Annotated in this window: 12 protein-coding genes; 1 reads left to right on the top strand and 11 read right to left on the bottom strand. The window is 62.8% G+C overall.

Annotation, left to right across the window (positions count from 1 at the left end):
• Nucleotides 1-364: 364 nt before the first annotated feature.
• From VL598_RS01815 to glcD, 5 genes are all read right to left on the bottom strand, one after another.
• Nucleotides 365-2,548 carry a malate synthase G gene (locus VL598_RS01815; RefSeq protein ID WP_325324992.1) on the bottom strand — a complete coding sequence of 728 codons (2,184 nt, stop codon included), beginning with the start codon at nucleotides 2,546-2,548 and terminating at the stop codon, nucleotides 365-367.
• Between the two features lie 63 nt (nucleotides 2,549-2,611).
• Complete coding sequence (locus tag VL598_RS01810; RefSeq protein WP_325324991.1) at nucleotides 2,612-3,025, bottom strand: heme-binding protein; 414 nt, start codon at nucleotides 3,023-3,025, stop codon at nucleotides 2,612-2,614.
• A 59-nt stretch (nucleotides 3,026-3,084) separates the two neighbouring features.
• Nucleotides 3,085-4,335 carry a glycolate oxidase subunit GlcF gene (glcF, locus tag VL598_RS01805; protein ID WP_325324990.1) on the bottom strand — a complete coding sequence of 417 codons (1,251 nt, stop codon included), beginning with the start codon at nucleotides 4,333-4,335 and terminating at the stop codon, nucleotides 3,085-3,087.
• A gap of 18 nt (nucleotides 4,336-4,353) precedes the next feature.
• Nucleotides 4,354-5,430: a glycolate oxidase subunit GlcE gene (glcE, locus tag VL598_RS01800; protein ID WP_325324989.1), complete on the bottom strand. Its 1,077-nt coding sequence runs from the start codon at nucleotides 5,428-5,430 to the stop codon at nucleotides 4,354-4,356.
• Entirely contained in the window at nucleotides 5,430-6,929 is a 1,500-nt protein-coding gene (gene glcD, locus VL598_RS01795; RefSeq protein WP_325324988.1) for a glycolate oxidase subunit GlcD, read from the bottom strand. The genes glcE and glcD overlap by 1 nt, the downstream gene beginning before the upstream one ends.
• Nucleotides 6,930-7,160: 231 nt before the next feature.
• On the opposite strand from glcD, the gene glcC reads away from it, so the two are divergent.
• Nucleotides 7,161-7,919 (top strand): transcriptional regulator GlcC, encoded by a 759-nt coding sequence (gene glcC / locus VL598_RS01790; protein WP_325324987.1) that lies wholly within the window; start codon nucleotides 7,161-7,163, stop codon nucleotides 7,917-7,919.
• Between the two features lie 89 nt (nucleotides 7,920-8,008).
• Here the strand turns inward: glcC and VL598_RS01785 are convergent, their stop codons facing one another.
• From VL598_RS01785 to VL598_RS01760, 6 genes are all read right to left on the bottom strand, one after another.
• A complete protein-coding gene (locus VL598_RS01785) occupies nucleotides 8,009-9,241 on the bottom strand; it encodes a cytochrome P450 (RefSeq protein ID WP_325324986.1) in 1,233 nt (410 codons plus the stop codon).
• A 36-nt stretch (nucleotides 9,242-9,277) separates the two neighbouring features.
• Nucleotides 9,278-10,012, bottom strand: coding sequence for a hypothetical protein (locus VL598_RS01780; RefSeq protein ID WP_325324985.1), 735 nt, complete (start codon nucleotides 10,010-10,012; stop codon nucleotides 9,278-9,280).
• A 79-nt stretch (nucleotides 10,013-10,091) separates the two neighbouring features.
• Nucleotides 10,092-10,739: a DUF6445 family protein gene (locus tag VL598_RS01775; protein ID WP_325324984.1), complete on the bottom strand. Its 648-nt coding sequence runs from the start codon at nucleotides 10,737-10,739 to the stop codon at nucleotides 10,092-10,094.
• Nucleotides 10,711-11,496 carry a hypothetical protein gene (locus VL598_RS01770; RefSeq protein WP_325324983.1) on the bottom strand — a complete coding sequence of 262 codons (786 nt, stop codon included), beginning with the start codon at nucleotides 11,494-11,496 and terminating at the stop codon, nucleotides 10,711-10,713. The genes VL598_RS01775 and VL598_RS01770 overlap by 29 nt, the downstream gene beginning before the upstream one ends.
• 35 nt (nucleotides 11,497-11,531) lie before the next feature.
• A complete protein-coding gene (locus VL598_RS01765; protein WP_325324982.1) occupies nucleotides 11,532-11,954 on the bottom strand; it encodes a hypothetical protein in 423 nt (140 codons plus the stop codon).
• Nucleotides 11,955-11,988: 34 nt separating this feature from the next.
• Nucleotides 11,989-12,569: hypothetical protein (locus VL598_RS01760; RefSeq protein ID WP_325324981.1), on the bottom strand; the 581-nt coding region annotated here is incomplete at its 5' end.

The following is a 12,569-nucleotide window of genomic DNA, read 5'->3' as shown; positions in this document are numbered from 1 at the left end:
CTTGTCTCCTAGGAAAATCGAGGTCGACCTTTTGTTCTTGTAAGGCGACCGCTCTATTGCAAAGCGACTTACTGCAAAAAAGGCGGTGGTCTGTCCGAGTCCGGCCAGGACCGATATCCTCCAGAATCGACGCGAACTCATTCCTCGATTCAATACCGCACCCGCCTTTTACAGCGCAGCGACGGGTGTAACTTCGTCGCCTGAGCTAATACGCATGGCACGCCGACCGAAGCACGCATGTGACGCATGCAACGGTCGGCAAGACGGCATTACTTATTGCATTCAATAAAATTACGTAACTTTATATTTTGTCTTTCAGTGTCGTAACTTCGTACGCATCGCATCGATGCTACTTCAAATATATTCAATGCTTCACGGCATGCCGTATGCGCGCTTTGAGCTCACGGCGAAAGCGATGCAACAGCGGCTCGGTATAGCCGCTCGGTTGCTCGCGGCCTTGCAGCGCTAACGCACAGGCGGCCTGAAACGCGATTGAGCCGGTGTAATCGGCCGCCATCGGGCGGTAGTTCGTATCGCCCGCGTTTTGCTTGTCGACAACCACCGCCATCCGCTCGAACGTCCCTTTGACGAACGGCTCATCGACGATGCCGTGATGCAACCAATTCGCGATATGCTGACTCGAAATGCGCAGCGTCGCACGATCTTCCATCAGGCCAATGTTCTGGATATCGGGCACCTTCGAGCAGCCGACGCCTTGGTCAATCCAGCGCACCACATAGCCGAGGATGCCTTGGGTGTTATTCTCGACTTCGTTGCGAATGTCGTCTTGCGACCACTGCGGACGCTCAACGACTGGGATCGTCAAGAGTGCGTTGATGAGGGCGTCCCGTTCGCTATCGTAGTCGATCTGCCCGAGCGCTTTCTGCACGGCCTCGACGTCGACCTCGTGATAGTGCAGGGCGTGCAACGTCGCGGCCGTCGGCGACGGGACCCAAGCCGTGTTCGCGCCCGCTCGAAGCTGCTCACCCTTTTGCTCAAGCATCGCATGCATCATGTCGGGCATGGCCCACATGCCCTTGCCGATCTGCGCGCGTCCCCGTAGGCCGCAGGCCAGGCCCACCAGCACGTTGTTGCGCTCGTAGGCGTCGATCCAGGTCGATGTCTTCATGTCGCCCTTGCGCAGCATCGGCCCCGCTTCCATCGCCGTATGGATCTCGTCGCCGGTACGATCGAGAAAGCCTGTGTTGATGAACGCAACGCGGCCGCTCGCGGCGGCAATGCAGGCTGAAAGGTTGACGCTCGTTCGGCGCTCTTCGTCCATCACGCCCATCTTGAGCGTGTTGCGCGGCAGGCCGTAAAGGTCCTCAACGCGGTCGAAGAGCTCGTTGGCGAACGCCACTTCGTCAGGGCCGTGCATTTTCGGTTTGACGATGTAGATCGACCCGGTCCGCGAGTTGAGTTTGTTTGTGCGGTCGTACAGCGCAGCGAGTGTTGTCACAACGGCATCGAGAATGCCCTCGAATATCTCGTTGCCGTCGCGATCGAGCACGGCGTCAGTCGTCATCAAATGGCCGACATCGCGCACGAAAAGCAGCGAGCGTCCGTGCAGCGTGAGCGTTGCGCCCGCCGCGGTGCGGTAGCTGCGATCGGCGTTGAGCCGGCGCGTGAACGTCGTGCCGCCTTTCGTCACCGCTTCGCTCAGCGTGCCCTGCATGAGCCCGAGCCAATTGCGGTAGAGCGCGACTTTGTCCTCGACATCGACGGCCGCGACCGAGTCTTCACAGTCGATGATCGTGGTCAACGCAGCCTCGATCAGCAAGTCCGTCACGTGGGCTGGGTCGGTGCGGCCGATCGAGGTTGTCGCATCGATCTGGATCTCAACGTGCAAGCCGTGGTGCTTGAGCAAGATCGCCGAAGGCGCATTGGGCTCGCCCTGGTAGCCGACGAACTGCTCCGGGCTCGCCAATCCCCGCTCGCCTTTTTCGGTGTCGACTCGAAGCGCACCGTCGCGGACTGCGTACTGGGTCGCCTCGCGATGCGAGCCGCCGGCAAGCGGCGCGATACGGTCGAGAAACGCACGCGCGTAGGCGATCACGTGTGCACCACGCACGGGGTTGTAGGTGCCGCTGCGCGTTGCACCCCCGTCTTCAGGCAGCGCGTCGGTGCCGTAGAGCGCATCGTAGAGGCTACCCCATCGAGCATTCGCGGCATTGAGCGTATAGCGCGCGTTCGAAAGCGGTACGACGAGCTGCGGGCCGGCTTGCTCAGCAATCTCGATGTCGACGTCGGACGTCGTGATCTGCACGCGCTCGGGGGCGGGCGTGAGATAGCCGATCTGTTGCAAGAACGCGCGGTAGGCAGGCAGATCGCGCACGGGGCCGGGATGGGCGCGATGCCATTCATCGATCTCCGTCTGCAGGCGGTCGCGTTCAGCGATGAGGGCACGATTCCTTGGGGTGAGGTCGTGGACGATTGCCGAGAAGCCTTGCCAGAAGGCTTCGCGATCGACGCCGGTGCCGGGCAGAGCCTCGTCGTCGATAAACTTGGCGAGCGCGTCGGCAACGCGCAGGCCATGGCGGTCGGTCAGATGGTTCATGATGCGGCCTCGCGGTAGTACTGGGGAGGGCCGGATCTGCTGTTTCACGGTGACTCAGGCAGACCTGGGTACGACGCGCGCGATGCCGGCTCGGGCGACCTGTGCATCCTGCTCGGACTTCACGCCCGAGACGCCGACGGCACCGACGCAATGGCCGTCGATGAGGACGGGCACTGCGCCTTCGAGTGTGGCGGTAAACGGTGAGCTCAGGTAGGCGTATCGTCCGTTGTTGATCATGTCTTCAAACGCTTTCGATTCACGCCGGCCGAGGGACGACGAGCGTGCCTTTTCGGTCGCCATGTAGGCGCTGCCGGGCGAGGCGCCATCGAGGCGCATGAACCCGAGGGGATGACCGCCATCGTCGACGACGGCGATCGATACCTTCCAGCCGTGCCGGTCGGCTTCCTCACGTGCTGCGGCGAGTATCTCGTTGACCTCGGCTTGGCCGAGAACGGGTTTCGTTTGCATGGCAATGCCTCCTTCTCGTTGATCGGCAGAGACGAATGTCTAGCGACCTAAGCGATGCGTTAGAGATGTGTGAGCGTCGCGTCGACCAACTCGATCCAGTGCTGCACAGGTGTACGGCCTGCACCGTTCAAGTGCGTCTGGCAGCCGATGTTGGCGGTCACGATTGTGTCGGGACTGCCGGCCTCGAGTGCGTCGAGCTTATTGTCGCGCAACGTACGTGCGATCTGTGGCTGCGTAATTGAGTAGGTACCAGCCGAACCGCAACAAAGATGCCCGTTCTCCACGTCCGTCAAGTCGAAGCCGAGGCGTCGCATCAATGCTTCGACTGCGCCGCCAAGTTTTTGCGCATGTTGGAGCGTGCAGGGGCAGTGCACTGCGATCCGTCCCGCATTGCCAGACCGTCCACTTTCGTTTGCAACACCGGGGCGTAGGGCGTCGAGGGGCTCGGCCGAGAGCACTTCGACGAGATCTCGTGCCAGTTCGCTCACGCGCTGAGCGCGCTTGGCATAGATGGGGTCGCCGCGGAGCAGATCGCCGTATTCTTTGACGAAAGCGCCGCAGCCGCTCGCCGTCAGCACAATCGCTTCGGCGCCGGCCTCGATGGCGGGCCACCACGCGTCGATGTTGCGGCGCGCCCGATCGAGACCGTTATCCTGCGCGTTGAGGTGATACTCGGTCGCGCCGCAGCAGCCCGCTTGCGGCGCAGGAGTGACGCTGATGCCGAACTTGTCGAGCACGCGCGCCGTCGCGGCGTTTGTGTTCGGCGAAAGCGCCGGCTGCACGCACCCTTCGAGCATCAGCATGCGGCGTGCATGACGCACGGGGGGGCGCGGCGAGGACGCTGAGCTCGACGCCGGGATTTTTTCACGCAACGTGCGAGGCACCAGCGGGCGCAGTGCCTGCCCGGCTTTGAGCAGTGTGCCGAAAAGCGCTGGGTTAGGGACGACGCGGCGCAGGCCAGCGCGCAAGAGCCGCTCCTTGACGGGACGCTCGGTGCGCCGCTCGAGCTCGGCACGTCCGATGTCGAGCAGGGTGTGATAACGCACGCCCGAAGGGCAGGTCGTTTCACAGTTGCGGCAGGTGAGGCACCGGTCGAGATGCGTTTGCGTCTTCGTGCCGGCCGGTTTGCCTTCGAGCATCTGCTTGATCAGATAGATGCGGCCGCGCGGGCCGTCGAGTTCATTGCCGAGCACCTGGTACGTCGGGCACGTCGCATTGCAAAATCCGCAATGGACGCAGGCGCGCAGGATCGACTCGGCTTCGTCGGCGCGCGCTATCGAACGTGCTTCTTCACTGAGCGTGGTTTGCATGGCTTCGATACTTGAGCTTCAGAACGCCGCATAGAGGCGGCCGGGGTTGAAGACGCCGTGGGGGTCGAGCTTCGCTTTCAATTGCTGGTGCACGCGCAACAGTGCGGCGGGCAAAGGCTCGAACGGCTCAGCGGGGACGCCAGGCGCAAAGCAGGTGGCATAGCCACCCAGCGCGCGCGCGGCTTCGCGGATCACACTTGCCGACGCGCTGCTTTTGAGCCAGCGCTGCATGCCGCCCCAGTCGAGCAGCACGGCGCCGGGCAACTCGGCGAGCGGCGCCGAGGCCGGCAGGGATAGCCGCCAGAGCGGCGCCGGATCGGCAAAGAACGGCAGGCGCATCGCCCGCAGATCGGTCCAGAAGCTGCCGTCCATGACGGTGCCGCCGAGCCGCTCGCGCGCACCCGCCACGGAGCGCTCGCCCCCTTCGAGCCGCAGCCGTAGCATGCCGTCCACGTGGCAAACGCCGGCGAGCGGTACACCTTCGTTGCGCCACGCCGGGAGCTTGCGCAGCACATCGGCGGCGGGCATTTCCAGGGCGAGATCGAGCGTTGCGCGAGGCTTCGGCAGCACCTTCAGCGAGACTTCGGTGATGAGGCCGAGGCAGCCGAAGCTGCCCGCAAAGAGACGCGAGACGTCGTAGCCCGCAACGTTTTTCATGACTTCGCCGCCGAAGCGCAGGTGCTTGCCATGTCCTGTGATGATGCGGCAGCCGAGCACAAAGTCGCGCACTGAGCCGACCCAAGGACGGCGGGCGCCCGAGAGTGCTGCGGCGACCGCGCCGCCGATCGTCGCCTGGCCGTCGAAGGCGGGTGGCTCGCAGGCCAGCATCTGGCCGGCTTCGTCGAGCGTAGCCTCGAGCTCGGCAAGCCTCGTGCCGGCGCGGGCCGTGACGACGAGCTCGGTGGGGTCGTAGCTGACGATGCCGCAATGGTCGCGCGTATCGATCGGCTGCGCATTACCCGCTTCGATCGGGCGGCTCAGGAAAGCTTTCGTGTCGCCACCGCGAATTGCGAGGGGTGTGTGTTTGTCGATGGCCTCGCGCACGGCATCGAGAAGCGCTTCGCTGCGGTCGGCAGAGTTCGGTTCGCGTCGCATCAGAAGCGCTCCAATTCGGGAAACGGCAGCTTGCCGTGATGCACGTGCATGCGGCCGAACTCAGCGCAGCGATGCAGCGTCGGGATGTTCTTGCCGGGGTTCAGCAGGCGAGCCGGATCGAATGCGGCCTTAACGGCGTGGAAGAATTCGATTTCGTCGCTCGAAAACTGCACGCACATCTGATTGATCTTTTCGCGGCCGACGCCATGCTCGCCCGTGATGCTGCCGCCGACTTCGACGCAAAGCTCGAGCACTTTGCCCGCCAACGCCTCAGTGCGTTCGAGCTCGCCGGGGCGATTTGCATCGAAGAGAATCAGGGGGTGAAGATTGCCGTCGCCGGCATGAAAGACGTTGGCCACACGCAGGCCGTATTCGGCGGAGAGATCGGCGATGCCCTTGAGGACACGCGGCAACTGGCGGCGAGGAATGGTGCCGTCGATGCAGTAGTAGTCGGGCGAGAGTCGTCCGACTGCGGGAAATGCATTCTTGCGGCCTGCCCATAGACGCAGGCGTTCGGTCTCGTCGCGCGCGATCTGGATCTCGACGGCGCCCGACTCGGCGAGCAGGGCGCTCACGCGCTCGATGTCCTCGTCGACGTCATCGGCCGCACCGTCGAGCTCGCACAGGAGAATGGCCTCGGCATTGATGGGATAACCCGCGTGAATGAAGTCCTCGGCGGCGCGGATCGCGAGGTTGTCCATCATTTCGAGGCCGCCCGGAATGATGCCGGCACCGATGATCTTCGCAACCGCATTGCCGGCCGTTTCGACATTGTCGAAGCTTGCCATCAGCATCTTCGCGCACTGTGGCTTCGGCAGCAGTTTCACCGTCACTTCGACGACCACGCCGAGCATGCCTTCGGAGCCGGTAAAAAGCGCAAGCAGGTCAAACCCGGGACTATCGAGCGATTCGGCGCCGAGCGTCATGCGCTCGCCATCGATCGTCACGATCTCCACCCTCAGGATATTGTGGACGGTCAGGCCGTACTTCAGACAATGCACGCCGCCCGAGTTCTCAGCGACGTTGCCCCCGATCGAGCAAGCGATCTGTGACGAGGGGTCAGGCGCATAGTAGAGCCCGTAAGGCGCCGCTGCCTGCGAGATCGCGAGGTTGCGCACCCCGGGTTCCACGCGTGCGGTGCCGGCCGATGCGTCAATCTCGATGATACGGTTGAACTTCGACATGACGAGCAAGATGCCCTTTTCGAGCGGCGATGCACCGCCCGAAAGCCCTGTACCCGAGCCGCGTGCGACGACCGGCACCCCGCGCTCGGCGGCGAGCTTGAGCACCGCGCACACCTCGTCAACGGTCTGGGGCAGCACGACGCAAAGGGGAAGCGTGCGGTAGACCGACAGGCCGTCGCATTCGTACGGGCGTAGGTCCTCCTGCTCATGAAGGATTTCCATGCGCGGCGCCACGCGTTGCAGCGCTACGAGCAACGCGGCGCGATTGACCGACGGCAAGGCACCGTCGATGCGTTCGTCGTAAGCGAAATTCATCGCTTGTCTCCTCCTCTCTCACACAGTCGTTGATCGACCGTGCGGCGGTAGTGAATTTTCCGACCGATTGTCAGCCGGGCTTTGAGTGCTGTCCATTGGTCGGCCCAGTGGTCATACCAGTTTTTTGTGTGGGGCGAAGCGAGAGCCGGTAGAATTGCCCTATACGTCCGATCTTAATGGGGATAGGAAGGCGTCGCCCCGCTGTCGAAAAGAGTGGTCATACCAGTGGAAATGCAGCTTGAAGAACGAGTCGTTCGCCAAGTGGCGGATGTGGTAGCCGAGCGGATCGAGGCACTGATCGTCGACGGCGTGCTGAAAGAAGGGCAGGCGTTGCCGTCCGAGCGACGCCTGACGGAAAAGCTCGGCGTGTCGCGCGCCGCCTTGCGCGAAGGGCTCAAGCTACTGCGCGCACGGGGCATCATCGAAACCAGCCACGGACGCGGCTCGTTCGTCGCGAACCTCGCGTCGCGCGAGCACACGACTCCGATGGTGCACCTGCTCGGTTCGCAGCCGCGCACGCTCTATGACCTCTTCGAGGTGCGAGCGCTGCTCGAAGTGGAATCGGCACGTCTTGCGGCGCTGCGCGGCACGGGTGCCGATTACGTGCTCATCACCCGGCGCTACGAGGAGATGGTCGGTGCAGGGGAGTGCGATGCGGAAACGCATGCGCGCCTCGATCATGCGTTTCACCACGCGATTTGCGAGGCTTCTCACAACCCCGTCCTCGTTCACACGCTGCGCTCGCTGACGGACTTGCTGCTGAATTCCGTCTTCGCATCGGTGAACAACCTCTATCATCGCGAGCCGGAAAAACGCACGATTGACCGCCAGCACGCGCGGCTTTACAACGCCGTTGTCGGCAAGTTGCCCGAGCAGGCGCGACGCGCGGCAAGCGAGCATATCCGGGGCGTCGCCGAGTGTTTGCGTGAAATCGAGCAGGAAGAACAGCGCCTAGTGCGCTCGACGCTTCGCCTCGAGGGATGGCGCTAAGCACCAAAGCGCTGGTGCGGGCCGCCGTCTGTCGCATGCGTGGCCTCTAGCCATCGATGCGACCGCTTCAGTGCATATAGTTAGGACTGCTAATTAATGTGCAAGTTGTTCGCAGGCGACAAGCCGATGTGCAGCGTCTCGAGCGAACGAAACAACACCGAGCGGCGCCATGTGGGTGTTTCATCGAGCAATTGCGCACGAGAGAGCAAGGGCGCGAGTGCCTCGAAAGCAGCGCGAGCCTCGTGCCGCGCAAGACCGACGCCGAGGCACGCGTGAATGCCCGATCCGAACGACACGTGGCGAATCCGCGGCCTCGTCGGATCGAAGCGATCGGGCTCGGTGACGGCCTGGGGGTCACGGTTGGCCGCCGCGAGGCAGCAGACGACGGAATCGCCCTCGCAAAAGCGGTAACCTTCGCATTCCACATCGACACGCACGACCCGGCCGGCAAGGTGCACGGGCGACTCGAATCGAAGCGTCTCCTCGACGACCGCCGCCGACTTCTCGGCCGGCGCTCGAGCGAGTTCGGTCAGCGCTTCTCGATGATGCAACAGGGACAGCACGCCGTTGCAAATCAGATTGCGGCTCGTCTCCTGACCTGTGACGAGAATCAGCACGATCGAGTCGATGGCTTCCTGCCGGGGCAGGCTGCCGAGCGCCACCGCTTTGCCTAGCTGCGCGATCACGGTGCTCGCATCGCGCTCTGCCGCACGGTTCAGTTGCGCGTCGACGTACGAGCGCAGGGCGCGCGCCGCCTCGCCGGCATGTTCATACACGCGCGAGGCGCGTTTCACGTCGAGTGCTTGCGCAAGCGGAGTCGCCCACATCCTGATCCACGGTGCATCGTCGACGGGGATGCCGACAAAGAGACATAAACAAGTGAGCACATAGGGGATCGCGTAATCATTCATGAGCTCAAGCGTAGGGCGCTTTGCGATCTGCGAAGTCATCGCGCTCGCGATATCGCGACAGCGCTCGCGCATTGTCTCCAGCACATCGCGCGAAAAGGTCGTCGCAAGTGCTGCACGCAACGCAGTATGGTAGGGCGGGTCGCGAAACATCACCCAATGGTCCACAAGGTGATAGAGCTCGCGTAGCTCCGGCGGCAGCAGCGCGGGATCGGCACTTCGATGGCTTTCCCTGCCGAAGCGCTCATCGGCGAGGATGGTTCGCGTCAAGGCTTCGCCCAGGACGTACCAGCCGCCCTCGATCCCGGCGTTGACGGGCTTGCCCCAATGCAACGGGGCAATGCTCCGGTAGCGCGCGTAGTAATCGTAGGGCGCGTCATGCAGCGCGTCAGCAAGCGGGTCAAAACGCAGCATCGCAATCCTCACGTCGTGCGGGCTCGTGCCTTGGCGTCAATGGACATGGCGAGCCCGCGCTTCGCCGTTCGGAGTGGGGATGGCAAAGAAATGCAACTCATGGAAGTAGGCGCGAAAAAGCGCGGCGATTTCTCGCACCAACGCCTCGAGCATGTGCATGGCGTAGTGACGTGCCCGCATCACCGAACAGGCGATGTCGATCATCATCCGGTAGTGGTCATCTCGTTCGTCTATCGCCGTATGCGCACGCGAGCCCTTCACATGTGCGTCCGACAATGCTGACTTCGCGCGCTTTACCGCCTTGGGAGACGCGATCGACGAATTCCATTCGACGAACAGCGAATAGGCTACGGCCGGCAGTGATCCGTATTCGGCGATCCGCTGTGTCAGGTTGCGCATCAACAGTTCGGTAGCAGGCATCGGCGGGACCGAAAGCACGACGCTTTCAGTTAAGCCGTGGGCCTTCAGATCGGCGAGGTAAAGCTGGTCATGGTTCATTTCGGTCTGGAGGTAGTCCGCCCACTGCCGCGCTGCGGCATAGTCCTCCTGAATCATGACGGCCAAGGCGAGTGCGTCGGTCACCGCAGTCGCGCGGATGCGGCGGACCGTCTCTATTTTGTGTCTCAGGTAGTAAGACAGGTCGAGATGCTCGCGTTCGTCGATGAGATGCGCGGCACGCGGAACCGAAACGCCGAACATCGTGGCTTCCTCGGTCAGTACGCCTTCGATTGAGCGGCGCATCGCCTCGACGGTTTGTTGAGGATTCCTCATGATCGATCGCTTTTCCTATGAAGGAGGCACTATCGGACGCGCTGGGATGCCTGCGCGGGAAGGGCGGACGGGCTGCCGCCTAGGGTGCGACATCGAAGAAAAAGTTTTGCGTCAGCCTGCCGTCGTTGGTGCTTTGGCCGAACCCGCCGAGCCGCGCATGGAACTGCCGACTGTCGAAAACAATGCACCGGTTGAATCGCATCGGCACAACCGATAGCTGCTCCCATTTGCTGTCGACCTCGAAGCCATCGGACTGAAACGTCTTTAGCAGCGCCTCGGGTTCCTTCTTGGTGCGTTCCTCTGCCTGCTGCCATGCGCCGGACCCGAGATCCGGCACGTTGTCCCAGCCCGTCTCGCGATGACGGTAAAACGCCGTACCGCCTTCGCACTGTTCGGGTTCGTTCAAATAGACGATCGCCGCATAGCGCGTCACCATGGAGTCGAAGTGAATCCAGGTCTTTCGATCCGGGTCGTCTTTCGCTCGTTCGAATATCAAGCGGAACTCACCCGTCGGCATGTTCCAATAGATCAGCTTGCGCAACTGTGCCGCGATCAGTTCGAGTCCAAGCTGACTGTAGCCGTGTTGTGGCTGGGTCAGATGTCCTTTGTAGAAGGTTTTTTCCGCGCTCGACTCGATTTCCTTGAACGGCAGTGACAACGCGTATTGCCGTACGATAGCCGGGTCGGGGTAGAAGTCGTCAATCACGCAAAGACGGAAGTTGCTCATGGCGCCATCCATAAAGCGCGGCACCCAATGCGGTGCCGTCGTTGGTTACGGGTTGAACAAATACTTCGCGCGCGTTGAGTGCGTTGCGCGTCCGAATGCCTGAGGCTGTATCGGGCACTACATCGCCCGCGACGCACAGACGATCGCAGCCGGTCTTCAACAAGGCCTGCGCGCTTAAACCTAAGAGCATGTCCTCGATCGATTGCTGCTTTCTCAGCGTTTCGGGTGCCCCGCAGGATGCCCTCGCGACGCGGAAAATGCTGCCCTCGCTGGCTTTGAATAGCTCGACGTGCCCGAGCGACGTCACCGGGCCATACGCCGTATAACCACCGCGCAGGGCCATGTTGTGGTCGCGGGCCGTCACCACGATAGCCGCTTCGTGGAATCCCGACAGGTGATGCACACCATGCGCGTGGGCGAGCATCGGATCGATCATCAGCATGCGCGATTGCGGCGAGAACGGCAGCCGTAGCACGCAGTCCGCAACGCTGCCTTCGCGCGTTGTGCCGGCAACCGATAGCGCGGGGTCGCAAAAAACGATCGCGTCGAGATCGACGAACGAGATGCCGGCATTCGACAGGCAATAGTCGATGCTGCATTCGGGCATTTGCACATAGCGTCGACCGAAGGCGGGGGGCGCAAGATCGTCGGGCTGACCGATCAGCCATGCCTCGGTGATTGCAATGGGGGCACCGCTATCCGATATCAGGCAAGCCGAGCGGCCGCGCGAAAGCGTGACGCCTAGTGCGTATGCCATGCTGGTCCTGTTGCAATGTCGCGTGTTGCGACCGGTTATCCGGACATCCCAGTTGAGTCGTCGACGCCTGCGATGTGCCACGCGGCACCCGACGATGACAGGTGCACTGCTTGCGCACGAATGCATTCGTGGGTCTCCATCATTGCCCTGAAGACGTTTCGTATCGCCTGCATCCCTGCGCCGTCGTCGGACAGCAACCGATCGAGCACGTGGCCTTCGTCCGGTTCGCAGGCATAGCGAACCTTTGCGGACTCCCCGTAACGAATCAGTCGCTCGGCAAACGCAGCGTCGAACGCGACGATCATGAGCAGTTTCTCGAGTTGCGAAAACGATGGGATCGCTCGTTCATTGCCTATATCGAGGAACAGCTCGGTTCTGGCCGTTTCAGCCGATGCCGACGAGTTCTCTGTCGGCATCGGTTGCGATGCATGCGCACCCGCACCCGTTAGCGCGTTCATGGATACGCTCGCATCGCAATGCACGACAGCCGCGTTACTTCACGACGTCCATCGCCACCGGGCCGGCAAGGCTCGGTACGTGGACGCGGAAGACCTGGCTTGCCAGCCCAGGATGCTGAGCGGCGAGACCTGCGTAAGCGGGTGCGAGACCGGCGAAGCCTATGCCGCTACCGGACGCAAGGCCCGCGAGACCCTGTGCGGCGAGTCCTGCGAGGCCCGGAGCCAATCCTGCGAGACCTTGCGAGACCATGTGGCTTGCCAACCCCGGAGCGAGACCCGCCAGCGCCGGTGCCAAGCTCCAGCCTGCAAGGCCCGGAGCGAGTCCAGCCAGGCCAGGCGCAAAGGCTAGGCCTGCCAGCCCCTGAGCCAGTCCTGCGAGGCCCGGCGCAAAGGCCAAACCTGCGAGGCCCGGTGCGAGTCCGGCTAGGCCTGCAGCGATGGGCGACCCTGCCAGGCCGGGATTCATAGCGGCGAGGTTGGGTGCGAGTCCTGCGAGGCCTTGGGTGAAGGCCAGCCCTGCCAAGCCCTGCGCCAATCCCGGCTGCATGGGAGCGTAGGCGAGCCCTGCCAGGCCGGGATTCATAGCGGCGAGGTTGGGTGCGAGTCCTGCGAGGC

This window comes from Trinickia sp., from assembly GCF_035492435.1.
Classification (GTDB): domain Bacteria; phylum Pseudomonadota; class Gammaproteobacteria; order Burkholderiales; family Burkholderiaceae; genus Trinickia.
The sequence above is the reverse complement of the archived record's forward strand: the minus strand, read 5'-3'. Positions and strand labels throughout refer to the sequence as shown.

What these genes read in the sequence shown, in the direction of transcription:
- VL598_RS01810 (WP_325324991.1), bottom strand. Translation starts at nt 3,025, where the DNA reads ATGCAAACGAAACCCGTTCTCGGCCAAGCCGAGGTCAACGAGATACTC.
- glcF (WP_325324990.1), bottom strand. Translation starts at nt 4,335, where the DNA reads ATGCAAACCACGCTCAGTGAAGAAGCACGTTCGATAGCGCGCGCCGAC.
- glcE (WP_325324989.1), bottom strand. Translation starts at nt 5,430, where the DNA reads ATGCGACGCGAACCGAACTCTGCCGACCGCAGCGAAGCGCTTCTCGAT.
- glcD (WP_325324988.1), bottom strand. Translation starts at nt 6,929, where the DNA reads ATGAATTTCGCTTACGACGAACGCATCGACGGTGCCTTGCCGTCGGTC.
- glcC (WP_325324987.1), top strand. Translation starts at nt 7,161, where the DNA reads ATGCAGCTTGAAGAACGAGTCGTTCGCCAAGTGGCGGATGTGGTAGCC.
- VL598_RS01785 (WP_325324986.1), bottom strand. Translation starts at nt 9,241, where the DNA reads ATGCTGCGTTTTGACCCGCTTGCTGACGCGCTGCATGACGCGCCCTAC.
- VL598_RS01780 (WP_325324985.1), bottom strand. Translation starts at nt 10,012, where the DNA reads ATGAGGAATCCTCAACAAACCGTCGAGGCGATGCGCCGCTCAATCGAA.
- VL598_RS01775 (WP_325324984.1), bottom strand. Translation starts at nt 10,739, where the DNA reads ATGAGCAACTTCCGTCTTTGCGTGATTGACGACTTCTACCCCGACCCG.
- VL598_RS01770 (WP_325324983.1), bottom strand. Translation starts at nt 11,496, where the DNA reads ATGGCATACGCACTAGGCGTCACGCTTTCGCGCGGCCGCTCGGCTTGC.
- VL598_RS01765 (WP_325324982.1), bottom strand. Translation starts at nt 11,954, where the DNA reads ATGAACGCGCTAACGGGTGCGGGTGCGCATGCATCGCAACCGATGCCG.